The organism is Acinetobacter sp. I-MWF, from assembly GCF_025433935.1.
GTDB lineage: Bacteria > Pseudomonadota > Gammaproteobacteria > Pseudomonadales > Moraxellaceae > Acinetobacter > Acinetobacter guillouiae.
On sequence record NZ_JAMBAR010000001.1, the window covers coordinates 2,631,210 to 2,658,209 of the forward strand.

General features: G+C 38.1%; 25 protein-coding genes and 1 other RNA gene. 8 read left to right on the forward strand and 18 right to left on the reverse strand.

Annotated features, from left to right (window positions below):
- Nucleotides 1-112 precede the first annotated feature (112 nt).
- Together M2R48_RS12195 and M2R48_RS12200 are read right to left on the reverse strand one after the other, a co-directional pair.
- Entirely contained in the window at nucleotides 113-949 is an 837-nt protein-coding gene (locus M2R48_RS12195; protein WP_262086301.1) for a phosphatase PAP2 family protein, read from the reverse strand.
- 36 nt (nucleotides 950-985) lie between these two features.
- Nucleotides 986-2,092, reverse strand: a complete 1,107-nt coding sequence (locus M2R48_RS12200) for a hypothetical protein (protein WP_262086302.1) — start codon at nucleotides 2,090-2,092, stop codon at nucleotides 986-988.
- Nucleotides 2,093-2,300: 208 nt separating this feature from the next.
- On the opposite strand from M2R48_RS12200, the gene M2R48_RS12205 reads away from it, so the two are divergent.
- The 3 genes from M2R48_RS12205 to M2R48_RS12215 all read left to right on the forward strand — a co-directional run bounded on the left by M2R48_RS12205 (nucleotide 2,301) and on the right by M2R48_RS12215 (nucleotide 5,411).
- The gene (locus M2R48_RS12205) at nucleotides 2,301-3,149 is read left to right on the forward strand and encodes an SDR family NAD(P)-dependent oxidoreductase (protein ID WP_262086303.1); all 849 of its coding nucleotides are present in this window, start codon (nucleotides 2,301-2,303) and stop codon (nucleotides 3,147-3,149) included.
- Between the two features lies 1 nt (nucleotide 3,150).
- The gene (locus tag M2R48_RS12210) at nucleotides 3,151-4,581 is read left to right on the forward strand and encodes a class I adenylate-forming enzyme family protein (RefSeq protein WP_262086304.1); all 1,431 of its coding nucleotides are present in this window, start codon (nucleotides 3,151-3,153) and stop codon (nucleotides 4,579-4,581) included.
- A 203-nt stretch (nucleotides 4,582-4,784) separates the two neighbouring features.
- Entirely contained in the window at nucleotides 4,785-5,411 is a 627-nt protein-coding gene (locus M2R48_RS12215) for a regulatory protein RecX (RefSeq protein WP_262086305.1), read from the forward strand.
- Nucleotides 5,412-5,797: 386 nt separating this feature from the next.
- Here M2R48_RS12215 and ffs read toward each other — a convergent pair.
- Nucleotides 5,798-5,894, reverse strand: an RNA gene (gene ffs, locus M2R48_RS12220) — signal recognition particle sRNA small type.
- 380 nt (nucleotides 5,895-6,274) lie between these two features.
- Between ffs and M2R48_RS12225 the strand changes: the two genes are divergently transcribed.
- A complete protein-coding gene (locus M2R48_RS12225) occupies nucleotides 6,275-7,132 on the forward strand; it encodes a YbgF trimerization domain-containing protein (RefSeq protein ID WP_262087490.1) in 858 nt (285 codons plus the stop codon).
- Nucleotides 7,133-7,201: 69 nt separating this feature from the next.
- On the opposite strand, the gene lpxA is transcribed toward M2R48_RS12225, so the two are convergent.
- From lpxA to rimO, 12 genes are all read right to left on the reverse strand, one after another.
- The gene (gene lpxA / locus M2R48_RS12230; protein WP_004822130.1) at nucleotides 7,202-7,990 is read right to left on the reverse strand and encodes an acyl-ACP--UDP-N-acetylglucosamine O-acyltransferase; all 789 of its coding nucleotides are present in this window, start codon (nucleotides 7,988-7,990) and stop codon (nucleotides 7,202-7,204) included.
- A complete protein-coding gene (gene fabZ / locus M2R48_RS12235) occupies nucleotides 7,987-8,472 on the reverse strand; it encodes a 3-hydroxyacyl-ACP dehydratase FabZ (protein WP_004719745.1) in 486 nt (161 codons plus the stop codon). The genes lpxA and fabZ overlap by 4 nt, the downstream gene beginning before the upstream one ends.
- A 2-nt stretch (nucleotides 8,473-8,474) precedes the next feature.
- On the reverse strand, nucleotides 8,475-9,545 hold the full coding sequence (lpxD, locus tag M2R48_RS12240) for a UDP-3-O-(3-hydroxymyristoyl)glucosamine N-acyltransferase (RefSeq protein WP_262086306.1): 1,071 nt from the start codon (nucleotides 9,543-9,545) through the stop codon (nucleotides 8,475-8,477).
- Between the two features lie 3 nt (nucleotides 9,546-9,548).
- A complete protein-coding gene (locus M2R48_RS12245; protein ID WP_004822135.1) occupies nucleotides 9,549-10,034 on the reverse strand; it encodes an OmpH family outer membrane protein in 486 nt (161 codons plus the stop codon).
- Nucleotides 10,035-10,077: 43 nt separating this feature from the next.
- Complete coding sequence (bamA, locus tag M2R48_RS12250; RefSeq protein ID WP_262086307.1) at nucleotides 10,078-12,615, reverse strand: outer membrane protein assembly factor BamA; 2,538 nt, start codon at nucleotides 12,613-12,615, stop codon at nucleotides 10,078-10,080.
- 36 nt (nucleotides 12,616-12,651) lie between these two features.
- Nucleotides 12,652-14,007: an RIP metalloprotease RseP gene (rseP, locus tag M2R48_RS12255; protein WP_262086308.1), complete on the reverse strand. Its 1,356-nt coding sequence runs from the start codon at nucleotides 14,005-14,007 to the stop codon at nucleotides 12,652-12,654.
- A 2-nt stretch (nucleotides 14,008-14,009) separates the two neighbouring features.
- Complete coding sequence (gene ispC / locus M2R48_RS12260; protein ID WP_262086309.1) at nucleotides 14,010-15,206, reverse strand: 1-deoxy-D-xylulose-5-phosphate reductoisomerase; 1,197 nt, start codon at nucleotides 15,204-15,206, stop codon at nucleotides 14,010-14,012.
- Nucleotides 15,207-16,031 carry a phosphatidate cytidylyltransferase gene (locus tag M2R48_RS12265; RefSeq protein WP_004719733.1) on the reverse strand — a complete coding sequence of 275 codons (825 nt, stop codon included), beginning with the start codon at nucleotides 16,029-16,031 and terminating at the stop codon, nucleotides 15,207-15,209.
- Complete coding sequence (gene uppS / locus M2R48_RS12270; RefSeq protein WP_004719730.1) at nucleotides 16,031-16,783, reverse strand: polyprenyl diphosphate synthase; 753 nt, start codon at nucleotides 16,781-16,783, stop codon at nucleotides 16,031-16,033. Before uppS ends, M2R48_RS12265 begins: the two co-directional genes overlap by 1 nt.
- Nucleotides 16,784-16,790: 7 nt before the next feature.
- Nucleotides 16,791-17,345: a ribosome recycling factor gene (gene frr, locus M2R48_RS12275; RefSeq protein WP_004719727.1), complete on the reverse strand. Its 555-nt coding sequence runs from the start codon at nucleotides 17,343-17,345 to the stop codon at nucleotides 16,791-16,793.
- Between the two features lie 125 nt (nucleotides 17,346-17,470).
- The gene (gene pyrH, locus M2R48_RS12280; RefSeq protein WP_004719725.1) at nucleotides 17,471-18,199 is read right to left on the reverse strand and encodes a UMP kinase; all 729 of its coding nucleotides are present in this window, start codon (nucleotides 18,197-18,199) and stop codon (nucleotides 17,471-17,473) included.
- Nucleotides 18,200-18,264: 65 nt separating this feature from the next.
- A complete protein-coding gene (gene rimO, locus M2R48_RS12285) occupies nucleotides 18,265-19,608 on the reverse strand; it encodes a 30S ribosomal protein S12 methylthiotransferase RimO (RefSeq protein ID WP_262086310.1) in 1,344 nt (447 codons plus the stop codon).
- A gap of 363 nt (nucleotides 19,609-19,971) precedes the next feature.
- Between rimO and glnL the strand changes: the two genes are divergently transcribed.
- From glnL to M2R48_RS12300, 3 genes are all read left to right on the forward strand, one after another.
- Complete coding sequence (glnL, locus tag M2R48_RS12290) at nucleotides 19,972-21,078, forward strand: nitrogen regulation protein NR(II) (protein ID WP_034613940.1); 1,107 nt, start codon at nucleotides 19,972-19,974, stop codon at nucleotides 21,076-21,078.
- The gene (gene glnG / locus M2R48_RS12295) at nucleotides 21,068-22,552 is read left to right on the forward strand and encodes a nitrogen regulation protein NR(I) (protein WP_004822147.1); all 1,485 of its coding nucleotides are present in this window, start codon (nucleotides 21,068-21,070) and stop codon (nucleotides 22,550-22,552) included. The genes glnL and glnG overlap by 11 nt, the downstream gene beginning before the upstream one ends.
- Nucleotides 22,553-22,672: 120 nt before the next feature.
- Nucleotides 22,673-23,389 (forward strand): hypothetical protein, encoded by a 717-nt coding sequence (locus M2R48_RS12300; protein WP_262086311.1) that lies wholly within the window; start codon nucleotides 22,673-22,675, stop codon nucleotides 23,387-23,389.
- 56 nt (nucleotides 23,390-23,445) lie between these two features.
- Here M2R48_RS12300 and M2R48_RS12305 read toward each other — a convergent pair whose 3' ends face one another.
- Nucleotides 23,446-24,048: a YidB family protein gene (locus tag M2R48_RS12305; RefSeq protein ID WP_262086312.1), complete on the reverse strand. Its 603-nt coding sequence runs from the start codon at nucleotides 24,046-24,048 to the stop codon at nucleotides 23,446-23,448.
- Between the two features lie 124 nt (nucleotides 24,049-24,172).
- Complete coding sequence (locus M2R48_RS12310) at nucleotides 24,173-24,643, reverse strand: DUF6231 family protein (RefSeq protein ID WP_004822152.1); 471 nt, start codon at nucleotides 24,641-24,643, stop codon at nucleotides 24,173-24,175.
- 32 nt (nucleotides 24,644-24,675) lie between these two features.
- Between M2R48_RS12310 and M2R48_RS12315 the strand changes: the two genes are divergently transcribed.
- Nucleotides 24,676-25,548 carry a DUF2797 domain-containing protein gene (locus M2R48_RS12315; protein ID WP_004719710.1) on the forward strand — a complete coding sequence of 291 codons (873 nt, stop codon included), beginning with the start codon at nucleotides 24,676-24,678 and terminating at the stop codon, nucleotides 25,546-25,548.
- A 160-nt stretch (nucleotides 25,549-25,708) separates the two neighbouring features.
- Here the strand turns inward: M2R48_RS12315 and lpxB are convergent, their stop codons facing one another.
- A complete protein-coding gene (gene lpxB / locus M2R48_RS12320) occupies nucleotides 25,709-26,884 on the reverse strand; it encodes a lipid-A-disaccharide synthase (protein WP_262086313.1) in 1,176 nt (391 codons plus the stop codon).
- Nucleotides 26,885-27,000: the final 116 nt, after the last annotated feature.

The window sequence follows — 27,000 nt, forward strand, 5'->3', positions numbered from 1 at the left end:
TTAAATTTTAACTTTTGTTCATCATCTTCTGGTTATATAAAAAATTTAAATTCAATCAAAAATGATCACGATTCAATTTACTTTAAATTCACATCCCCTCCGCTACTGCAATTCATACTGTATACGCCGTTTGATTGAGCCATTTTTGACTAAGCTTCAATACGATTATTGCTAAAATAATGCCAAATATGACATCTATACCATAGTGATAACGTAATAAAATAGTTGCAAAGATGGTTCCAAGAATAATCGGAGATAGAATCAAACTGATCCTTTTAAAACCCGTTTGGTGTAAATAGCCAACAATAAAAATTGAAATTGCGGTATGTAGACTTGGAAAGACATCCATTCCTGTCACCCCCTGATTTACACTTTTAGTCACCATCTGTGTAATCGGGCCACCACCACCAATTTGCGGTGCAACTGTAAATGCTGGCCCGCTCGCAGGAAATAAAATATAACCAACAAAACCAATACTATAGAGCAAAATTATTGAGTTGAAAAATACCTGACCTGCTATAGACTGTCTTTTAACGGTATATAAAATGACACTCCCCAATACCAGAAAATAAAAGAAAAAATAGCAAGATGAAATGATATCTGCGAGTAGTGGATAACTTTCATAATGAAAATAATCAACAAGGATTTTTCCGAAAAAAATATGCTGATCGATATTATGCAATAAAGCATCGGCAGACCATGGCAATACAAATTTTGAGATCAGTGTCATGAGTGGGAATACTCCCCATGATAATAAAAAAAGCAATAATCCATACCAAGGCCAATTGGTTTTTTTGAAATATAAATAGACACTCACCAACCACAAGACACTCACAATAAAAAACAAAGCTAAACTTTGATATTGTGCTGAACGGATCATACCGACTGCAGCCAATGAAATTAATATGAATAAAATTATTAAATATGCCGCTGAGATTGTTTTTTTCATTTATTTTCCTTGTAGTTAAAATATATTTATAGAATTTTAATTGATCATATCTTTATTTAAGCATCTCGTAGTTAATGTAATAGGTTCTGGTTCTGGGTAAAAATACCAACCTATCCAACCCAATAAAATGATCATGATGCTATAAACAGGAACAGTAAATAATCCAACTATCCATAAAATACAGGTCAAAATTGAACCATAAAAACCGCCCAGTAATCTAAAAAAAGTGACATTATTACGACCATCAGCCCCTTTTTGAGCCAGTAGTGCAAAGAGTACTGTAGGGAAAAAGCCAATAAAAAATAGGATTTTAATCATAGGGTTTAAAATTTTTCTTGTAGGATTTAGCAACTTTTTGATTTCAAGGTTTACAGCGGAGTTGACGGATAAATCATTGTGTTTTGCTTTGGACTGCAACGCTAAAAATAATTCCCCATAATCCTGTGTTTGATGTTGTTGTGATTCTAATTGTATGGATGGTCCGAGATGTTTAATGCGATTCCAAGCCATTGCCTGAATCTGATTAAACTGTTGAACGCTTTGACAGTTTACAGATACATCATTCAATCGCTCAGACATTTCCATAAAAATACCATCAACTGTACTTTCTTGTGGCATAAATGCTGAGCCAAAAACAATACTCACTTGACTACGAAATCCATCAGGCTTGGTATAAAATACCCCCATAGATTGCACAACAAAATCAATTTGACTCAGCTTAAGCTGCTTTACAATACGTGCCATACCTTCTTTATAAGCTTCGGGTTTTTCTCGCCACTCACTCGAGCCCTCTGGCATGATACACAGTGAACCACCTGAACTTAGCTGTTGAATTGCAATTTGTATAGGCGAAGTAACCGAATCATGTGAAATTTTATATCGCTGTGTATCTTGTGGACGCACCACAGCAATCCCATCAAAGATGAGTCTTAGAAACCATTTTCGTAACATTTGAATCGAAATTAATGAAGGGGTTTTATCAATTGCCCATGTATAGACCTGCCCATCAGTTGCACCATTACGATGACTTGCGATATATAAAGTCGGCTTTGAAGCACGTTCTCCAATCACATGGATCTTGGAAAAATAAAATCCAGTGATTAAGCGAGCTAAACCCACATGCCAAAATGAAAGTTTTTTCAAGCTATATTCCTTTAATATCGTCTAAGTTTGCTCATTAATTTTTTCTAAGCACTTCTAAATAAAGTATATTTTTATTTATCTTTAAATCGATTAAAAAAACATCCTAACAACAGCATAACGATTCTGCAATCACTGTTTATTACTTACATTGTCATTTTTCTGTCTTTTAGGTTATAAATCATAGCAAATTACTTAAAAATTTAACCTCATGTCGCAAATTCTTAAAATAATATCTGAAAAATTATTCTTTCAATCGCCTTCTCTGCATAACAATACCATTCAACGACACTTTCAAAATAAAACCATTTTACTTACAGGGGCAAGTTTTGGGATTGGTGAAGCATGTGCAAGGCTGTTATCTAATACACAATGCACGCTTGTGCTGATTGCACGTAGCACAGATAAACTTATACAACTCAAAAGTGAATTAGAATCTTATTCATGCCATATTGAAATCATCTGCGCAGATTTATATCAATCCGATGTCGCAGAAGATATTTTTCAAAGCCTAAAAGCACGCAATATTCAGATTGATGTATTGGTCCATAATGCAGGAAAATCAATTCAGCGCTCTGTTTGGGATAGCTTGGATCGCCCACAGGATATCAATCGAACCATTGCGATTAACTATATCAACCCTGCCCAACTTACCCGTTTATTGTTAGCTGATTTAAAACACAAGCAAGGACAAATTATTGTGGTTTCAACCATCAATGCCAAACTATTTGCCCCGCCATTTTGGTCAACCTATCAAGCTTCAAAAACCGCAATGCAACAGTGGATTCTTGCCATTCAACCAGAATTGGCGGTTCATGAAGTACACGCAGGCTTAGTCTACTTGCCCTTAGTTCGTACACGAATGATTTTACCCACCAAACAATATCAGCAAATGCCAGCGATGCAAGCAAAAGACGCTGCTCAAGCGATTCTTACATGCCTAATTTATCGTAAACGACAATGGCAACCGTGGTGGTTAGGGCTTGCACAGATTGGTTCAATATTGTTGATCACACCGATTTATTATTTCTATAAACATTTACTCAAGCGAAAGTTATAAGATGAAATGGATCTTTTGGTTAAGATGGTGCATAAGTTTATGTTATAGCACTATTCAACATGGTATTCATTTATATAGTATTTTAGATGCACAGACACGTATTCAAAAAGATAAAACAGCATTTATTATTGATGCTCATCAAATTAGCTTTTTAGAATTAAAATGTAGAACTGACCAACTTATTTGTGAATGGCAAAACCCCCATAATCCAAAGCAACTTCCGCAACAAATTGGTTTAATGATGCAACAAGACCTAGATAGCTTGGCGGCCTTGTTTGCACTAAGCCGTTTAGGTAAAGATATCATTATCGTTAACCCCAGCCTCGTACAGCATAAACTTCAAGCTTTAATTGAGCAGAGACAACTGCATCTTATTGGCAGTTTAGATGTATTTACTCCACTCAATATCCAAAATTTTACGCTTATTCCTGCACCAAGTACCCAGCAGAAATTTCGTATAAAACCGACTTATTTTAATAAAATAAGTGTCTGTTCTTCTGGTTCAACAGGAATCCCTAAAGTTGCGACAAGGCAATCTAAACCACTACAAAGTTTACCTTTGTTAGACCTCATGCTCAGAAAACTAAAATTTTTTAAAATTAAGCAAATTTTTGTGATGACACCACTGTGCCATGCGGCAGGTTTAACTGCGAGTTTGATGGCGCTGAGTTTTCATAAAACTGTGATTTTGCAAAAACGTTTTGATCCACAATCTGCCAAGCAACTGATTAAACACCATCAAATTGATTGTTTAAACTTAGTGCCCACTATTTTATACCGTTTAATTGAACTGAACGCTCCTCTGTGCTCAGTGCAATACATCATTACAGGTAGCGCGCCTTTAAGTGCGAATTTAGTCAAACATGCCCTACAGCACTATCCTCAGATACAACTGTTCAATCTCTATGGCAGCTCTGAAAGTGGAATTAACCTCTTGGCAACAACAGCTGACTTAAAACGAAATCCTGAAAGTATAGGAAAAGCTATTCAAGGTGTACAAATTAAAATTGCCGATTCTACAGGTCAGCCTTTAGAAAATGGCAATATCGGTATCTTATGGAGCAAATGTGCTTGGTCAATTACACCGAATCAATGGCTACAGTGCGGTGATTTAGCCGTACAAGATGCTGAAGGTTATTATTATTTAAAAGGTCGCTCTGATGATATGTTAATTTGCGGTGGTGTAAATGTTTACCCGATTGATTTGGAAAATATTTTATATACCCATAACGCAATCAAATTTGCACGCGCTTATGCTATAGGTGATGCTGATCTTGGACAATGCTTGGCAGTAGACATTATTCTCAATCAGATACTCAATATTGAAGAATTACAATTATGGATTAGCGGCCAAACTCCTCGCTACCTTCGCCCTAAATCAATTCGAATCATTGATCAAATAGAAACGGACAGTATCGGTAAGCCAGTTTAGGCGTTATTAAGCTTCGACATGAAGCGCTTTAAATAAAAAATCTAAACCCTGATATCTACTTATCTTCCCCTCTTATACTGGTTTAGATTCTTTGATATTTAGGCGGAGGAAAATTCATCCGTATAGCATTTGCACTGTTAAAAAAATGAATTAAAGCTAAACTAGCGTTTATCTCTGAAATAAATAGATTGTTATCAATAGCTATGAGCCAAGCAAAATTTCCCAAATTGTTAGATTACCAAAAACTCAAACAGCAATTTGGTGAACAAGAAACAACAGCGTATCAGCAATCTACATCTCAACCTGCAGAACCTGCATCTGGCATTGCAAATGATGAGCACGCCTTTAATGCGGAACAGGATCTTGCACCCAAACCACAGGGCTTAACCGGTACACGTTTGCGCTCTTATGCTTTTGCAGTGTTGACTCGAAAAGAATATTCCAAAGCTGATCTAATTGAAAAGCTAATGACCTATGCGCAAAGCCGAGAGGAGGTTTTAACTTTAGTCGATGAGTTGTCAGCGAATAACTACCAAAGTGACCAACGTGTGGCAGAAATGACTGTGCGTAGCCAAGTCCGTAGAGGTAAAGGCCCGAATCGAATCAAACTAGCTTTACGCGCCAAACAACTGGATAGAGCCTTAGTACAAGAGGATATTGCAGAAATTGATTGGTATGAACAAGCCTACCAATTGAAAGTTAAAAAATATGGCACAGAGGTCAGCAAAGATCCAAAAATTAAAGCTAAACAAATTCGCTTTTTACAATATCGTGGTTTTGAAATGGATGCGATTATGAAAGCAATTTCAAAAAAATCAAGTGATGATTGATGATGGTCAGTCGATACAATTCAAGATCAGCTTTTCATTAAACGCTAGGTTGAGAATCTTAGGCTGAAAATCTATTGATAGAAGTCCCTTCTCACTTTTGATTTCTTATAAATTCTAAGCAGATCCAATATCTTTTAGCACTGTACAAGCTATCATTTCATTCATCCATAAAACTATACGCGTATTTTCAATATTAAAGCTCAATAAGGGTGATAGATCTTTAGTCACGACTAAAAAATGATGGTTGAATTAAATCAGATGGTCTAAAGATTGAAAATATAAAATTTTCAGGAATTAAATAGCAGAGATGGTTTTAAAATGTAGGATATAAATCGAATGGATATCTTGAGTTATTAGTATTGGTAGATTTAGAAATCTGGTGGCAGCCCTACTAGCAAAATCTCGGCACATCGTATTTCTGATACCGTTGCTACCTTCCGGTCCTGGCGGGGTTTTCAGAGTACAATTGCGAAACCACCAGCAGGGCTACCATTGCAAGAACAGAGTATAGAGATTTTTTATTTTCTTTCAAGCCAAACATTGTGATTTTCTCAAGTTATTCATTCGTTTGCTTATTTCATCATCAATATGGTTAATTTTTAACAGTAATTCTAACTTTTCTTTTCAATAGCCCATTAAAATTATCAAGCATCAGTCAATATTCTACTGAATTTTATCTCAGCACTACTTCATAGATTGCAGGTGTTAAAATACAAAAAAGCTTCATATTGCATTAGAATTAGCTGAAGATTGTAAAAGCATCTTGCAATTCCGCCCCTAGCCGTTTTTAATGATAACAATTATTGATTTTCAAATAGCCCATATCAGTCTATTTGAAAAATTTTGACTTTGATGGATTTTAAATTATGCTAAAAAAGCATGCCCTGTTTTCTATTGCTTTACTCAGTTCAGCATCTTTATATGCAATCCCTATAGAATCTCGTGGATTAAGTGATACTGCATCATCTCGAAATGATGTAGCGAATTCAGCAGCACCTATTGCTGGAAATATGAATTGGGATTTAATACAAAAGAATCAACAATTAGAAAATCAAATTCGTGAATTACGTGGCAAGATTGAAGAACAAGATCATGCCATTGATCAACTAAACAAAGAACTCACCAACCGCTATACCGATTTAGATCAGCGTCTTGAATTGCTCAATCAGAAACTTGAACCTGAAAGCAATCAACCAGAACAAGCACCTGCTGAAAATGCACCTGCCGATAGTTCAACCGCAACCGATCAAACAACCACTGCAAGCAAAGCTACAACGAATAGCACGGCAGCAACAACGGCTCAAAATCCAGCAACAACAGCCAACAGTAGCAACAATACCAGTGATCCTGTTGCACTGGAAAAAGCAGCTTATACCATTGCTTTAGATGCCTATAAAAAAGGCGGTGCAAAACAAGCCATCGCCCCTATGCAAAACTTTATTAAAAACTACCCAAATAGCATTTATACTGGAAATGCTTATTTTTGGTTAGCTGAGTTTCAATTGGCAATTGATCCACCAAACTATAATGAAGCCAAGAAAAACTATGAAATCGTGGCAGCTAAATTTCCAAACTCGTCTAAAGCACCGCGTGCTTTATACCAACTTTATAGTATTGCCAAAGATGTCAATAAGAACACACAAACTGCAAATGTCTATAAAAGTAAACTGTTAAGCACCTACCCTAAATCAGAAGAAGCAGGTTTTTTCAAAAAAGGTTAATCCGCTTATTCACAATTTAGACCAAAAAAATGCCTCAATAGAGGCATTTTTTATTGATATTCTTAACAATTAACGCACGATACCGCGCTTAGATTCTAATACTGAATCAATCAATAACTGGACTTCTTCAACTTCTGGAAGGATCTCTTGACGAATTTTTTCAATGGCTTGTTCAGTGGTTAAATTCTCTTTATAGATCAATTTAAACGACTCTCTTAAGCCTTGAATCACATTCTTAGACCAACCTTTACGACGCATCCCTTCAACGTTCATACCATAGGCATGCGCAGGGTTGCCTGAAACCATGACATAAGCAGGAACATCTTTAAGAATCAGTGATGCACCACCAATCATACTATAAGAATCAATCTTACAGAATTGATGGATACCTGAGTTCCCGCCCACAATGACGAAATCGCCAATGTGAACATGGCCAGCGATGCCGACATTATTTGCAAAAATATTGTTATTTCCAATCAAACAATCATGTGCAATATGCGTATTCACCATCAATAGGTTATTGCTTCCTATTTTGGTTAGGCCTCGATCTTGAACAGTGCCACGATGTAAGCTGCAATGTTCACGGATTTTGTTGTTGTCGCCAATTTCTAACCAAGTTTCTTCACCTTGGTATTTTAAATCTTGACAAATTTCACCTACACTTGCGAATTGGAAAATATCGTTATTTTCACCAATACGTGTATAGCCTCCAATCACAACATGTGAGTGAAGTTTGGTACCAGCACCAATCGTCACTTGTGGACCAATAATACAATATGGCCCTATTTGGACATCTGGTGCTATCACTGCAGAAGAGTCAATAATAGCGGTTGGGTGGATTAAGTCGTTACTGCTCATGCCTGCTCTAATTTCTGATGAGAAATGATAATTTCAGCGGTTGCTGCTACCACGCCGTCAACACTGGCAGTACATAAATACTTGTAAATGCCACGTTTTTGCATGAGTAATTCAGATTTTAGCACGAGTTGGTCACCTGGTACGACTTGTTTTTTAAATCGTATTTTTTCAGCACCAGCGAATAAGAACAAAGAACCTGGTCTTGGCTTTTCATTATTCATGATAAAACCAAGCACACCAGAAACTTGTGCCATCGCCTCAACGATCAAAACACCCGGCATAATTGGATAGCCAGGGAAATGACCCTGCATAAATTCTTCATTAATTGAAACGTTTTTGTATCCTACAATCCCATTCTCTGTAACTTCAGTTACACGATCGACAAGCAAAAATGGATAACGATGTGGCAAATACTCGCGAATCGTTTGGGTTTGCATTGGTAATTCAGGAACCGTAAAAGGTAGAGATTTAGACTCAGTCATAATTATTTACGCGACTTTAAAGTTGATTCAATGGACTCAATTTGAGCCTGCATATGATCTATTTGTTTCACCAGTTTGGTCAATGGCACATCTGCTAATTGTCTTAAGCGCACAACCGTTCTTTTCCAATGATTTGTTTCAAACTGTCCAGTACCTGAAGAATAAGAACCTGCTTCAGAAATACTTTTTGTGACTATTGACATTCCAGTAATTGTGACATTATCCGTGATTTTTATATGCCCTACGATGCCAACAGCACCTGCAAGAACACAGTTTTTGCCAATAATCGTACTACCCGCGATACCACACTTGGCTGCAATGGCAGTATTCTCGCCAATCTGCACGTTATGGGCGATTTGCACAAGGTTATCAATAATGACACCGTCATGAATGATTGTATCGTCCAAAGCACCACGATCAATACTACAATTTGAACCTATACGTACATCATTTCCGATACGTACAGAACCCAATTGAGCAATACGATTCCACTTTCCTTGATAAGGTGCAAAACCGAAGCCTTCACCACCAATTGCAGTATTGGAATGAATCCGAACACGATCTGCGATTTTTGTTTGGCCTGTAATGGTCACATGAGAATCGACAAAACCGTCTTTGCCAATTTCAACACCATCATCAATTTTGCTGTGCGATTGGATAACTGTATTTGCACCCACCACACAATCATCACCAATCACAACATAATGACCAATATAAGCATCATCTGCAATAATTGCTGAGGGAGAGATTTGCGCAGTACTTTCGATACCCCGTTGAGTTACTTTAACTTCAAATTGATGGGTTAAAATCGCAAAAGCAAGATAGGGATTGGCAACAACAATAAAATTCTGGCAATTTGTAAGCTGTTCTTTTAACTCTGCCGTGACGATCAAAGCGCCAGCTTTAGAGTTTTGAGCTTCATTCAAATATTTGTCGTTATTTACAAAAGAAATATGATTGGATTGCGCGTGTTCTAAACTTGCAAGCCCATCTAAAACAAAATTGGCTTGACCAATTAGCTCACCTTGTACAAGCTGAGCTAATTCATCGAGATGAAAACGATTTGATTTCATTGATTATTTAATTGCATTAACCTTTTGGATTATTTTAGCAGTTAAATCACTCTTTGCGTCATAAGCAAGTGCTGAATTTTTATTCAAAACAAAGTCTAATCCAGCTTCTTGGCGCAATTGTTCAGCAGCTTGCTTTACACGAGCCTCAAAAGTTGCATTGGTGTTTTGAATTGTGCTCTGCACTTTCGCCTGAACACCTTGCTGAATCGTTTGGAATTCATTCACTTTTGCTTGGTATTGCGCATTAATTTGCTGAACATTTGCACCTTGAGCCTGTGCTTTTTGTTTCAACGCTTCAATATCTTTGGTGATTTGTTCAAGCTTTGTTGTTTGCGGTTTAACCGATTGTTCTAAACTTGCATTCTGTTGCTTTAAGTAGGTGCTACTTTCTACAACTTTTTCTAGATCAACTACACCAAAACCAGCCGCTTGAACCAATCCAGCAAAACCCAAGCCTAAGCCCATAATGGCCATTTTCATTGTTTTCATCATTGTTCCTTATATTAAGTTAAATCTCGTAAAAAGATCGCACTTAGAAAGTACGACCAATCTCGAATTGAATATTTTTAGTTTCATCACCCGGTTTGTCATTCAATGGGAATGCATAACTCAACGAAAGTGGGCCAATCATGGTAATCCAAGTAAAGCCTACACCAACACTATAACGCATGTTACCAAAGTCAAAATCATAGTTATCTTTACAGTACTTTTTAGCATCAACACCTTGATCAGTGTCACCACCTTGCCAATACAATTTACCTGTAGCAGTACTACAATTTGTATCAAAAACTTGCGCACCTTCAGCAAAGATCACAGGACGGATCTGACGTGCCCAATCTCCCTTGAATGGAACTGGTAAAGCCAATTCTGTACCGAATTGTACTAAAGCATTACCACCGACTTCTTCAGGGTCATAATCTTTGGTTTTTCTTTCGTTATAGGTTACGCCTGGGTATTTTGGGCCTAATGTACTGTTGTCATAACCACGGACTGAACCAAAACCACCCGCATAGAAGTTTTTATAGAATGGTAAATCATTACCATAACCTAACTTACCATAGCCACGTAATACGAAATCACGACCTAATGGGAAATAAGTCTGTGCATCGTAAGTAACTTTTTGATATTCAACATCACTACCAGGCAATGCGATTTCAGCATTGATACGATGTGCTGTACCATTTGTAGGGAAAATTGGACGATTCAGTGTATTATATGACCAGCCTAAATTTAAATTATAAGTTAGATATTTACCTTCAAATGCATCGCCGTATGGAGATAACTTATCAGCAGGACAGTCTTTATAACCAGTTATTTTGGTAGGATCTTTTGGGTCCTCATAAAGTGGTTCTAAATCAACTGTACAATATGTTGATGTATGGGTTTGCTTGCCACCATTTGCTAACAAATAATCACGTACATAAGTTGAAACATAAGCACCGGTGGTTACTTTAGTTTGGTCAATGTTTAGACCCGCACTAATGTTTTGGTTTTCATCGATTGGATAACCAAATGTAACACCACCACCAATACTGTCCGTCACATAGTTGTTAACGTTATAATCATCATTTAACTTGGTCTTACGGTAGTACATGTTATAACCGCGGCTAACACCATCAATGGTAAAGTATGGGTCAGTCACACTTAAGTTATAATAATCTTGGGTTTCTGAACGAGATAAATCGATAGCAACACGATTACCTGTTCCCATAAAGTTGGTTTGACTTAAACCTGCTTGGAATGTGATACCACCATTCTGAGAGTAACCGACTGCCAATGTACTGGTACCAGAATGCTGTTCTTCAACATCAATATTCAAGTCCATTTGATCTGGCAAGTTCGGTACACGAACAGGTTTAACATCAACTTTACTAAAGAAACCAGTACGTTCTAAACGGACTTTAGACAAGTCAATTTTTTCGTTACTTGCTAAAGCACCTTCCATTTGACGCATTTCACGACGTAATACTTCGTCCGCAGTTTTGGTATTACCGGTAAAGTTAATGCGACGCACAGTCACTTGTTGACCAGGGTTAATATAGTAATTTAAATCAACAATATGGGTTTCATTATTGATTTCAGGGACCACATTCACTTCTGCATAGTAGTAACCCGCATTACCGTATTTACGTAGCAGTAACTGCTTTACAGCATTGACTTTTTCTTGAGAATAAGTTGTACCATCTTTATAGATTTGTAGCGCTTGTAGATCTTCAGTTTTATAAAGGGCATCGCCTAAAAATTTAGTTTCGCCAAATTTAAACTGCTCGCCTTCATTCACTGAAACTTCAATAAAGATATGTTTTTTATCTTCACTAAGATTTAAATTTGAACTGTTAATATCAAAATTGATATAACCTTTATTGAGATATAGCGCACGCAATGACTCTAGACTTGCTGACATTTTTTCACGTGCATAACGGTCATTTCGAGAAATAACCGATAACCAGCCACTCTCTTTTACCGCAAACGCCTGTTTAATGTCGTCTTCTTTAAATACGGTATTACCAATAATATTGATATCAAAGACTTTTGCAGGCTTACCTTCATTAAAATTGATATTCAATTCAACGCGGTTATTAGGTTGAGCAACTTGTTCAACTTTAATATCTGCATCATAACGACCTTGTTGAGCATATTGTTGCTCTAACTCAGTTTCTAAGGTTTGTAAGGCAGATTTTTTAAGCACTTCGCCTTCGGCCAAGCCCATTTTCTTTAAACCATCCGCCAAAGCTTCTTTTGGAATTAGTTTATTGCCTTTAAAATTAATTTTTGAAATTACTGGACGTTCAATCACTTTAAACACCAAGACACCGTCTTGGTTAGATGCTTGGATATCATCAAAAAGATTTGAAGCGTACAAAGCACGAATTGAATCCGCAATTGCAGGATCATTGACACGGTCACCACTATTTATTGGTAAAAGTGCAAGAACATTTTGTTGCGTTAAACGAACCAAGCCATCCACACGGATATCACGTGCAATGAACTCATCTGCCGCTTGTACTTGCTGTACAGCTGCCATCGCACTAACGAGCGCTAATGGCATAAATAAATGTGAGTGCTGCATGCCTATTATTTTCCAGTAAGTTAATCCACAATTGCGTTATAAACGCATAAAATCATTAAATATTGCAAGAAGCATCATGCTACCAAGCAGTACCATACCAATTTTTAACCCAACCAATTGTATTTGTTCAGAAACAGGCTTACCACGAATTGCTTCAATAATGTAATAAACCAAATGACCGCCATCTAACATCGGGATAGGCAATAAATTTAAAATCCCCAAACTCACACTCATCAAAGCCATAAATGAAATGAACGTCTGCCACCCCATTTCAGCACTTTGACCGGCGACTTTTGCAATGGTAATTGGACCCGACAAATTATCTAAGCCAATTAAACCACGCACCATCTTCACCATCGAATTCAAAATCATTGCTGAAAGTTGCCCAGTCTTTTCAACAGCAACAACAAAAGCTTCAGCAGGATTATATTGAATTGTTTGTTTATATTCAGTAGGAATTGTCAGTTTATCAGTCTGTGCTTGCACACCCAACATACCTGTTACATTTCCCATATTGTCGCGTTTACCTTGCGGCATTACCTGTAAATGTACAATCTGCCCTTGGCGCAACACATCAACTTTAAGTAACTTTTCAGGTGATTTTTGTACCACATCTACCACATCAAACCAATCTTTCATTTTCACTTGATTGATTGAAATGATTTGGTCACCTTCCTTCATCCCTTGACGAATCGCAGCGCCATCACTACTTAACTTATAAACAGTTGCAGGAATCTGTGGACGATATGGGGTAAAACCTAGCACATCAAATGGTGACTGGCTTTGGTCTTTTAAGAAATTCTTGATCGGTAAAGCAAAACTCTGCGGCTGACCATTGCGCTCAACCTGAACATCGATATGACCTGTTTCACCAACACGATCAACGATGGCATAGTTAAGTTTTTCCCAAGTGCTGACATCTGTTCCATCTACAGCAACAATTTTATCGCCAATCTGCATTTGAGCTGTTGCAGCAGGTGTATTCGGTAGAATTGCACCAACACGAGTATTTAATTGCTCTTGTGCAGGTAGAAATAGGATCCAAAATAGGACTATTGCAAAAATCAAATTGATCAATGGGCCTGCAGCAACAATCGCAATACGCTTCCATGGTGGCTGACGGTTAAATGCTAACGGCAAATCTTCCGCACTAACATTCCCCTCACGCTCATCCAACATTTTGACATAACCACCCAGTGGTAATGCAGAAAGTTGATATTGGATGCCTGATTTTTTCGATGTCCACTTCAACAAAGTTGGACCAAAACCAATCGAATAGACCAATACTTTTACACCGAGTTTACGTGCAACCCAATAATGCCCAAATTCATGAATCGCAATCAGCGGACCAAGTAAGAAGATGGCAGCAACAATGATAAATAAAACACTCATGATCAGCTTCCCAATTGTGTAATGCGTTGTGAAGCAACTTGGCGCGCAAGTTGATCTGTCTGCAAAATCGTGTCAATCGAATCTGCCAAACCATTTTGAACGTGATTTAAAGTATGTTCAACCACTTGTGAAATTTCTAAAAATGCAATTTTTTGCTGTAAAAAAGCACTCACAGCAATTTCATTGGCAGCATTGAGAATAGACGGTGCCAATCCGCCCGCCTGCATAGCATGTCGAGCCAGTTTAAGCAATGGAAACCGCGTAATATCTGGTGCTTGAAAATCGAGTTGTGAATGGACAAATAAATCCAGAGGCGGGACATGCGTTTGAATCCGCTCAGGCCACGCAAGTGCATGCGCAATCGGCGTACACATATCAGGATTACCCATTTGAGCCAAAGTTGAACCATCCACATATTGAACCATTGAATGAATGATACTTTGTGGATGAACAACAACTGTAACAAATTGTTCTTTAATTGAAAATAAATGACATGCTTCGATCAATTCTAAACCTTTATTCATCAGGGTTGCAGAATCTACCGAGATTTTTTGTCCCATCGACCAATTTGGATGTTTACAGGCTTGTGCAGGTGTTACGGTTTTTAATTGTTCTAAGCTAAAGTTTAAAAATGGGCCGCCTGAAGCAGTCAACAAAACTTGCTTGACCCCCAATTGAGGCTCACCATTGGGTTGAATCTGTAAATAATTTTGCGGAAGACATTGAAAAATAGCATTATGTTCAGAGTCAACAGGCAGTAACAAAGCATGATGATCTTTAGCTGCTTGAAGCATAATATCGCCAGACATCACCAAGGCTTCTTTGTTGGCAAGTAAAACGCGCTTACCTGCTTTCACTGCGGCTAAAGTTGGCAACAATCCTGCTGCACCAACAATTGCAGCCATCACCACATCTACATCAGGATGTTCCGATACGGTGATAAGCCCTGCTTCATCTGTGAGGATTTCGATATCAAAAATATGATGTATAGCAAGTAGCTGTTGTAACTCATCTACTTTATCCGATGGTACAACAACACATTTCGGTCGATATTGTTTGCATATTTCACTGAGTTCTTTGATTCGACTAAATCCAGTCACTGCAAAAACTGAATACTGGTCCGAATGCTGTTGTAAAATTTTTAAAGTACTGCGCCCAATAGAACCTGTAACACCTAATATACAAACAGATTGTGACATCTATAAATCTACACCAATAAGTTTTAAAACATACATGCCAGCCGCAAAAAACGGAGCCGCAGCAAGCAATGAATCTATACGATCAAGCACCCCACCATGTCCTGGAAGGATACGACCTGAGTCTTTAATTCCTGCACGACGTTTGATCATAGATTCAAACAAGTCGCCAAGCACAGAGCTAAACACAGTCACAATAGACAAAACTAGGAAAAGAATATGTTGTGGAAGCGTTAAATGTAGGTAAATCGATTGAACCACGATGATCACAATCGCAACAGTGACAATCCCACCAATTAAGCCTTCGATTGATTTGTTTGGACTCACATCTGGCGCAAGTTTACGCTTACCAAATTTACGCCCAACAAAATATGCACCACTGTCCGCACCCCAAACCAACAGGAACAGGTACATCAACCACCAAGGTGAACTTTTCCAAACTTCAAAAATAGCGGTAACTGCGGCACTGATTAAAACCAAGCCAACAATATTTAAAGTGATATTGTACCAGCCATCATATTCAGGATAATGTTTTACCCAATACAGACTACACAACCAAGTGAGAATAGAGGCACTCCAAAGAATAAGCGCCAAATCATTAAAATATAATGCTAACCCTGAAAAAAAAGCGGTCAATACACCGAATCCAGCAGCTTTAATTTTCTTCACATGGTCAGATTCATGTGGCATGAGTTTAAACCACTCATAACCTGCTGCCCCAGCTGCGATAATCATTAACACTAACATTGGATATTGAGATTTTGTTGCAAACATACAACTCAGTACAACTGCCACCAATACCAATGCGGTTATAATCCGCTCTAACATTATAAATTCTCTATATGTTCTTGTTGAATTTGTTCAGAGGTTTTTCCGAAACGTCTTTCACGCCCTGAAAAAATATTGAACGCATGATCCAACTCTTGCACTGTAAATTCTGGCCATAATGTCTCAGTAAAATATAACTCAGCGTATGCAGCCTGCCACAGTAAGAAATTAGACAGTCGGTAATCACCGCCTGTACGAATCAATAAATCCACGGGTGGCAAATCCCCCAAACTTATTTGTTGTGCAAATAACTCAGTATTGATTTGATTCACATCAATTTGTTGATCTTTAACTTGTTGCGCAAGTTTACGTGCAGTATCTGCGATATCCCACATACCACCATAACTAATCGCAATTGTTAAAGTCATGTTACTGAACTTAGCAGTCCTTTGTTCAGCATGCAACATTAATTCACGTAGCTCTGGAGAAAGCCGACTACGATCACCAATAAATCTCAACGAAATTTCGAATTTTTCCATCCGTGGAATTTGCTCATGAATTGTGTCTTCTAACAATTTCATTAACAAATCAACTTCATACTGCGGTCGGTTCCAGTTTTCACTTGAGAAAGCAAACACAGTAAGCGCCTGAACACCAACTTTACGGCAATGCTCTACAATTGGATCAAGGACATTTTTACCTTCACGGTGTCCATCACCTTTTTGCAGTTGTTTCTTTTTTGCAAAACGATTGTTGCCATCCATGATGATGGCAACATGTTTTGGAAGATGGTTGTCTTCAGATGTGGTCATTTAAATCTTAGACCTTCATCAATTCAGCTTCTTTCGCAGCAAGACGTTTGTCCACTTCAGCAACAAATTTATCGGTAATTTTTTGGATATCATCGCCTGCACGACGCTCATCATCTTCAGAAATTTCTTTATCTTTTAATAATGATTTGATATCGCCTAAAACATCACGACGGATATTACGAATCGCAACTTTGGCATTTTCTGCTTCGTTACGTGCAACTTTCTGCATATCTTTACGTGTTTCTTCTGTCAAAGCTGCCATTGGCACACGAATCGCATCAGCAGTTACTGGGTTTAAGCCCAAATCTGATTCACGGATTGCTTTATCAATTGCAGAAACCATTGAACGTTCAAATGGTTGAACTAACAAAGTACGTGAATCTTCAACACCCACGTTAGCCACTTGATTTAATGGCACGTCAGAACCATAGTAAGGAACCATAACTCCATTTAGGATGGATGGATGCGCACGACCTGTACGAACCTTTGCAAAACCATGTTCCAAAGACTCCAATGACTTATTCATACGGTCTTCTGCGTCTTTTTTAAGATCGTTAATCATATGATCTTCCTTACTTATTTATCTAAATGTGTATGGGGTCTAGTGACATTTCATAAACAGACGAAGTGTCAATACACCCTAATCTAAAATTGCAGTAGTATAAAGAGCTTTACTACCCACGTACATTAGTTTGTAACGTGAGTGCCCTCTTTTTCGCCCATTACCACAGAAAGCAAAGCACCAGACTTGTTCATATCAAATACTTGAAGTGGCACATTGTGATCGCGGCATAAGCAAATTGCAGTTAAATCCATGACACCAAGTTTCTCATCTAAAACTTCATCAAAGCTTAAATGGTCATATTTAACAGCATCATCATATTTGCTTGGGTCTTTATTGTAGACACCATCAACTTTAGTGGCTTTTAAAATAAGGTTTGCTTCAATTTCAATACCACGTAAGCATGCTGCTGTATCCGTTGTAAAGAACGGATTACCTGTTCCAGCAACAAATACGCACACTTCACCTTGAGTTAAGTGGCGAATTGCATCACGGCTTGAATATGCTTCAACTACTGCACCAATTGGCAATGCAGACATTAAACGGGTTTTGATGTTACGGCGAACCAAAGCATCACGTAATGCCAAACCATTCATTACCGTAGCAAGCATACCCATTTGATCACCCGTTACACGGCCAACCAAACCATCTTTTTGTAATTGACTACCACGGTATAAGTTACCACCACCAACTACAATACCCACTTGCACACCCAAACCAACCAAGTGAGCAATAGATAAAGACATTTGATCTAAGACTTGGGCATCAATCCCCATGTCTTTATTACCCGCAAGCGCTTCACCTGAAAGTTTCAGCAAAATTCGCTCATAGCGCGGCTTTTTAGAATCTAACATCACAAAACTCCAATACTTATATCTACAATTTTATTCGTATTTAATCAAATCGAAATCGGCAACACTTAAGCTGATTTAACGCGAATCAACTTGGCAAACAAATCGTATTCATCTGCATCTGTAATTTCGACTTCAAGTAAATCACCAGCTTTAATCACTGACTTATCAATATCTTCAACAAAAACATTACCATCAATCTCAGGTGCATCTGCATAAGAGCGTGCAACTGCGACTGGGAATTCTTCTTCAAGATCATCCACTAAAACCGTCATGGTTTGACCAATACGACTTTGCAGTTTTTCAGCAGAAATCGCTTGTTGAACTTCCATAAAACGTTCATAGCGTTGTTGCTTAATTTCTTCAGGAACATGATCAGGCAAATCGTTGGCTGTTGCACCCTCTACAGGTGAGTAGGTAAAGCAACCCACACGATCAAGTTTCGCCTCTTGTAACCAGTCCAATAACATTTGAAAATCTTCTTCAGTTTCACCAGGGAAACCCACCACAAATGTTGAACGAATAACCAATTCAGGACATTTTTCACGCCATAATTTTAGACGTTCCAAGGTGTTTTCACTATGAGCTGGTCGCTTCATCAATTTTAAGATGCGCGGACTGGCGTGTTGAAAAGGAATGTCTAAATACGGAAGAATTTTACCCTGTGCCATTAAGTCAATCACCGCATCCACATGTGGATATGGATAAACATAATGTAATCGCACCCAAATCCCTAACTGACCGAGCGCTTCGCACATGTCATAGAATTTGGTTTTAACAGGCTGACCATTCCAGAAATCAAGCTTATATTTGGTATCTACACCATAAGCGGAAGTGTCTTGAGAAATCACCAAGACTTCTTTTACACCCGCTTTCTTTAACGCCTGTGCTTCATTTAATACAGAGCCAACAGGACGTGACACAAGATCACCACGCATGCTTGGAATAATGCAGAATGTGCAACGATGGTTACAGCCTTCTGATATTTTTAAATAAGCATAATGTTTAGGTGTTAAACGAATACCTTGTTCAGGTACAAGATCTACAAAAGGATTGTGTTTTGGTGGTTCTGGAACATACTGATGGACAGCTTCCATCACATCTTGATACGCCGCCGCACCTGTCACTTTTAAGACATTTGGATGCATCTGACGAATTTTATCTTCATCTTTACCCAAACAGCCTGTGACGATCACACGACCATTGGCGCTCATGGCTTCACTAATTGCGTCTAAAGACTCTTGTACTGCAGATTCAATAAAACCACAGGTGTTCACAACAACTAAATCAGCACCTTCATAATCTGATGCAACATCATAACCTTCAGTCTTTAACTGCGTTAAAATGCGTTCAGAATCTACCAATGCCTTAGGACAACCTAAAGATACAAAACCGACTTTGGGGGACTTCATGAATCTGCGCTCCACTATAATCCGCGTATTGTATGACTTTTCAAGAGATAAAAACAGGTGGAAACTGCACTCTTTGTATAATGCACCAAAATACATCCAATCAAATAATTAAATTACTACAATGCACCATTTTGGAACAATATAATGATAGCGTAATATGAATGCTGGTTTTTACACTTGAATAAAGCGCAGTAAATGCGCAATTTTTATCATTCATGTAAGAAAACTGCGCAGTATATAAAAGTTGGCGTGCATCTTGCTTTATATCAGGACGATTTAACCGATTCAATCACCCATGTTCGGGAAAATAGAAAACGAGGTGCAGATGCCATTGCGCTATTTAAAGACAGGAAAGCTCTGCTAATGGATCAATACCCAACAATTGATTATAGATTGCTTGTGGATAATTTAACCACTGCAATTCTTTTGGTCGATTGTAATTTAAATATTTTTTATCTTAATTCATCATGCGAAGCATTGTTTGATATTAGCTTGCTTCGTGCGGCAGGTCAGCCAGTGATTAATATTTTACATGCACCAAATGATAGCTTTAATACCTTGGAAGCATTAAACAACTCAATAAAAACAGGTCAAGCCTATACACGCCGTGAAGCGATTATCAATGTTAACTTTAAAGACATGCATGTTGATTATTCCGTATCGCAGTTAAATACAGGAAGACCCTATCACCCATTACTATTAATTGAATTAAATCCGATTGATCGGATGCTTAAAATTTCTAAAGAAGAAAACCTGATTCAACAACACCAAGTCGCACGGCAATTGATTCGAGGTGTTGCACATGAAATCAAAAACCCATTAGGTGGAATTCGTGGCGCGACTCAACTGCTTGCTCGTAGTTTAAATGATCCACAGTACGCAGAGTTCACCGATATTATTATCAGTGAAGTCGATCGTTTAAGAAACCTTGCTGACACTATGCTGGGTTCACGTCAACTCCCAAGCTACGAATTGGTCAACGTACATGAACCGCTTGAACGTGTTCGCTCATTAATTGTAAATCAGACCAAGAAAAAAATTAAAATCACACGAGACTATGACCTTTCATTGCCTGATGTTAAAGCAGATCGCGATCAACTAATTCAAGTGATGCTCAACATCAGTGTCAATGCGGTACAGGCGATGACTGAGAATCGTGAGTTTTTTATTGATCATCAACCTGAACTGATGTTGCGTACACGCATCCAACGTTTGGTGACGATTAATGGCGTACTGAATAAATCAGCCATTCGTATTGATATTGAAGACAATGGCCCCGGTGTTCCTGAAGAAATTTTAGAATCCGTGTTTTATCCACTTGTGACTGGCCGTGCCAAAGGAACAGGTCTTGGCTTAAGCATCGCACAAAATATCATGCATCAACACAACGGAATGATTGAATGCCAATCCGTTCCTGGAAAAACAGTATTTAGCTTATATCTACCTTGGGAGTCTAACCATGTCGCATAATAAAATTTGGGTGATCGATGACGACCGTGCTATGCGTTGGGTCTTGGAAAAAACATTTAAAGAAGAAGGCTTCGATGTCACCAGTTTTGAAGAAGCACAATCTGCTTTAGATCAACTTCCAAGCAATGCTCCAGATGTCATTCTCACTGATATTCGTATGCCCGGCATTGATGGTTTAACCTTCCTAGGAAAAGTCAAAGGAAGTTATCCTGATCTGCCTGTGATTATTATGACAGCACATTCAGATTTAGAATCTGCAGTATCGAGCTATCAAACAGGTGCTTTTGAATATCTACCAAAACCTTTTGATATTGATGAAGCACTTGCCTTGGTGAATCGTGCGATTTTGCATATCAACAAACTGCAACAACAAGAATCCGCAAAAGTTACCCCGATTCAATCTACTGAGATTATTGGTGAATCCCCTGCAATGCAGGAAGTTTTTCGCGCCATTGGACGTCTATCTCAATCGCATATTACTGTATTGATCAACGGTGAATCTGGAACAGGTAAAGAGTTAGTTGCGCATGCTTTACATCGCCACTCACCAAGAAGCAGTAAACCATTTATTGCTTTAAACATGGCCGCTATTCCAAAAGATTTGATTGAAACTGAATTATTTGGTCATGAAAAAGGCGCATTTACTGGCGCCAATACTCAACGCCAAGGTCGTTTTGAACAAGCCAATGGTGGAACCTTATTCTTAGATGAAATTGGTGATATGCCATTTGAAACCCAAACACGTCTACTCCGTGTTTTGGCAGATGGTGAATTTTATCGTGTTGGTGGTCATATTCCAGTCCGTGTTGATGTTCGTATCGTGGCAGCAACACATCAAGATTTAGAAAAGTTGGTCAATGATGGGCGTTTCCGTGAAGACTTATATCATCGTTTAAATGTCATTCGTATTCATATTCCTAAACTTGCTCATCGTTCTGAAGATATTCCGATGTTGGCACAACACTTCTTGGCACGCGCGGGTAAAGAGCTCGGGGTTAGTCCAAAAATTTTACGCCCAGAAACGCAAGAGTATATTCAAAAACTGCCTTGGCCAGGCAACGTACGTCAACTAGAAAATACCTGCCGCTGGTTAACTGTGATGATCACAGGCCGTGAAGTTTATCCAGAAGACTTACCGTCAGAATTAAAACAAATTCCAATCAATAAATCTGATGATCAAGGTCAAGCGCAAGCTGGTATTGATCGTATAGCATTACACCATTGGGATGAGTTATTAGCGCAATGGGCAATTCAAAAGCTGAAAAATGGCGAAATGAAAATTTTAGACATTGCCACTCCAATGTTTGAACGTACTTTGATCATCGCAGCACTTCAACAAACTCGTGGTCGTAAACGTCATGCTGCTGAACTCTTAGGTTGGGGGCGTAATACTTTAACCCGCAAACTCAAAGAATTAGGTATGGATTCTGCTGAAGATGATGAAGAGGAAGACAAAACTGTCTTAGCTGAATAACAAGCAACTCATAAATATAAAGTTTACTCCAACCATATTTCGTAAGAATATGGTTGTTTTTTATTGGTCCATAGTGAAAAATAGCCTCGTGAAATTTAAACTTTATCGTCTAGGGTAAAAATGAAGAAAACTGTTGTTGTAATTAGCTTACTCTCTATTTTTAGTGTTGCTTGCTCTAAAAATAAACCGCATGACAGTTCTGAACATCAAGCAGAAGCCCCAGCAGTTAAAAAAGCATATAAAGCAGCCAATTCAGATGATTGTTTTAAGTTAGAACCGAACAAACAGTTTACCCTGAACAATAATGAAGAAACACAAATACAGATTGTTCCCACAACCTTTAACAATCAGAATGCGATAGCAATCGTTAGACAAGGCGCAGGTGTGCGTACAGATTATATCTACGATTTAACTGGTCGTACCATGCTTGCAAATTTGGATTATGGTATTGCTGCACTGGGATCAAATCCAAATGATGTGCTGGTAAAAACCACTTATCAAGCTCCGCTTCCAACATTCCCATCCAATCTTAAACCACAGCAAAAGTTCCAAATGACGTATAACGCGGTCATTGAATCGCAAATGGATAACAATGATAAGTCTGAAAACAATAAGACGATTGACGTAGTATTTGTAGGATTTGAAGATCTGACTTTAATTGACAATGATGACAATACCTTAAAGTTTGATAATGCATGTCATTTTATTTCTCAAATCGGAGATGAAACATTGGATGAATGGTATGCTGAAGGATATGGACAAATTAAATATGTTAAAAAGAAACAGAATGGCGACGTAAAAAGTAGCGAAGCAATTGGCGATGACCCACAGCCTTAATTTAAATCAGCCAGTCAACAGCTATTGACTGGCTTTGATCATTTTTATATTCGATTTTACTTTAAAAAGCCTGATACCAAATTCATGACATTTTGAATATCACCATTGGCTTCAGTGTGATCTGTTGCATCACCTTGTGGTGTGAGTGAATCAATAATTTGCGGTAATACTGTAGAGATTGCACCATATACTTCAGTAGTCGGAACATTGGCTTGTTGAGCAACTTGTTCAACTTGCTGACCACCAAATAAACTCTGGATTTGCTCTACATTTACAGCACCATTACCTTGTGACGGATCGACCCAACTTTGAACCTGCCCACCTAAACCTGCGCCTTGCAATTTAGCTAAAGCACCTTGTAGACCACCATTTTGTTGAATCCAACCCAAGACCAATGGCACAACTGCAATCAATAAAGAAGAGGCATTAAAACCACCCGCTTGCGGTGCTTGTTGTTGTTGTCCACCTGTCAAACCACCTAAAACTGAACCAAGCACGCCACCCAATCCACCTTGTGATTGTTGCTGCTGCCCACCCAAGCCACCGAGTACTGAACCAAGTACCCCGCCCAATCCACCACCTAGCCCGCCTTGTGATTGTTGTTGTCCGCCAAGTGCTTGTTTTGCCAGAATTTCCACAATATTGGTTAAATCTGTCATGAGTTTTCCTTTTTTAAGTTTTATGAGACAAGTACAGCATACTTGGCTTTATCCTATTCACCAAAATTGGAATTGTTAAATTTTGCAATAGCTTAAGACTGATTTTATAACCAAAATAAAATCACTACCAACGAAATTTATTCCAGTTTTCTGGATTGGCCCAAAACTTAGAATTAAACCAATCTGGTACATGTTTATAGGTCAAAATATTAAACTGCCAAAGTGCAAAATCATTTTGATGTAAAGTTTTATCAATAAGTTGGGTAAAACCTAGCGATCTGAGTAACTGCTCATCTTTTAGCTGACATGCCACGACAATTCGTTTTGCCAATAAATCACGCAACTTGACCAATAACTGCGATTTTTGTAAATCGGTGATCCCTGACATTTCATCTGTATCTAAAAGTACAAATCCTAAATCATATCGCTGCGTAAAAGGCAGACTTAAAAACTCAGATACGTTAAAATAGGACCATTGAATTGAATAATTTGTAGGGTATTGCGCTAAATTTTGCCCAATACACAATGCAGTTTGAATTGGCTGTTCTTGCGATAAATCGTCTAGCATTGAAGTGATGACATTTTGCTCAGCCATAACTGCACCTTTTTTGAAGCGAGTAATTAAACATGGAACTACAAGGCATTTGTCATAAAATGCATGCAGGTCTTAAAGACCTTAGTGTAACTGATCAACAAACACATAAGGCAAATGTTGAATATAAATTTATATTAGATCGCTCAGAAACCGAGCTACCATTTAGTTTAGGCCAGGAAATTGAGATTGAAGCGACAGGAAATATTTATTGTGTTTCTTGTGGCGCAAAAACACCGAAGTCTTATTCACAAGGCCACTGCTTTAAATGCATGAAAACCAAGGCGTCTTGCGACATGTGTATCATGAAGCCTGAAACTTGCCATTATCATTTAGGTACTTGCCGTGAAGATGATTTTGCTCATGAAGTTTGCTTTCAACCGCATATAGTATATCTAGCAAACTCAAGTGCTTTAAAAGTGGGGATTACCCGTCTAGGTCAAATGCCAACACGCTGGTTAGACCAAGGTGCGACCCAAGCACTGCCTATTTTAAAAGTCGGTTCGCGCCGTCTTTCAGGTCAACTTGAAGTCATGTTTGGAACACAGGTTGCAGATAAAACGGATTGGCGAAAGCTACTTAAAGGTGAAGCTGAACCGATTGATCTGATTGAAATTCGTAATGAATTGGTTCAAGAGTTTTCCCCAAAGATTCAAAGCATTCGCGATGAGTTTGCGCAAAACCTTGAGTTTAATGAAACGGTTGAATTGTTAGAAAATGAATTACCCCGTGAATTTATCTACCCTGTCGATATTTATCCTGAAAAAGTTAAATCGCACAATTTAGATAAAACTCCAATCATTCGCGGCAAGCTACAAGGAATCAAAGGTCAATATCTGATTATGGATACGGGTGTCATCAATATTCGTAAATATACAGGTTATGAACTTAAAGTTCGGGCGGAATAGTTTTCACACTCAAACCCAGAAATTAATTTATACATACTCCTCTTTATCTTAGATTTAGAGGAGTTTTTATTGGTTAAAGGTTTTCTAAACTGATTACAAAGTATTCCAGCAGCTCGATAAGCAAACGGATATTTGCTTAATCGGTTGTTAGCATTAAAAATCAAGCTGTTAAAATTGCTAAAATCGCCTGAACCGGATCTTCACTATTTCCAGCCAAAAGTTGCTTATGCATGGTGATTAATTGCATCACCTGAATTTGTGCAGCTTCAATATTCATTAATTTTTCAATTTGATTGGCTAAATTTTCTGCTGTGGCATCTTGTTGAATGAGCTCTTGAATCACTTTTTTACCCGCAATAATATTCGGCAATGAATAATACGGAATTTTCACTAAAAATTTCGCAATCACATAGGTTAACCAATTCAACTTATAAAAAGTCACCATTGGACGATGTAACAATAATGCTTCAAGTGTCGCTGTCCCCGATGCCAAAGCCACAATATTGGCAGCATTCATAACCTGACGACCAATTTTTGATTCTTTATCGGTATTTTCCAGTAAATGAATTTTTGCGACCAAGTCACTTGGATAATGCTTTAATAATTCCTGAATTTGCTGTTTGCGTAAATCATTAATGGCAGGAATCAGGAACTGATAATCTGGATATTTTTGATGAAGAATTTTTGCAGCATCTAAAACCAACGGCCCAAGTCGTTCAATCTCACCACGCCGACTTCCCGGTAACAAGGCAATATGCTTTTGACTAATATCTAAACCAAGCTCTTGCTTTGCATCCAAAATTGGATTTTGTAATGGCAATTGACTTGCCAGTGGATGCCCAACAAAGGCTGCTGGTACATCATATCGTTGATAAAAGCCTTTTTCAAAAGGAAATAGACAAAGCACTAAATCTATACTGGCTTTGATACCATGTACCCGTCCTTGTCGCCAAGCCCATACAGATGGACTGACATATTGCACTGTTTTAATCGGCAAGTTTTTCTGTTTTATACTTTTTGAAAGACGTAAGTTAAAGTCTGGCGCATCAATACCGATAAAAACATCTACAGGATTGGCAGTCCATTTTTCGACTAGACCATCACGTACAGCAAATAATTTTTTTAAATCTTTAAGCACTTCAACAATTCCCATCACAGATAAAATATCCATTGAATAAAAACTGTTAAATCCTTCTGCAATCATTTGAGGACCACCAATCCCCTCAAATTCAGCATCAATACCCTGTTCACGAAAACGACGAATAAGTTTTGCGCCTAAAGTATCCCCCGATACCTCACCTACGACAATTCCAATTTTAAGCTTTCGATTTTGCAAGATATTCTTCCTGATCAGCACTATAACTGCATGATAGCATATTCATCAGATTTAATTGTGAATACTCAAAACAGGATACTGCTATGGCAAATACGTGAATTTATAAAACAATTCAT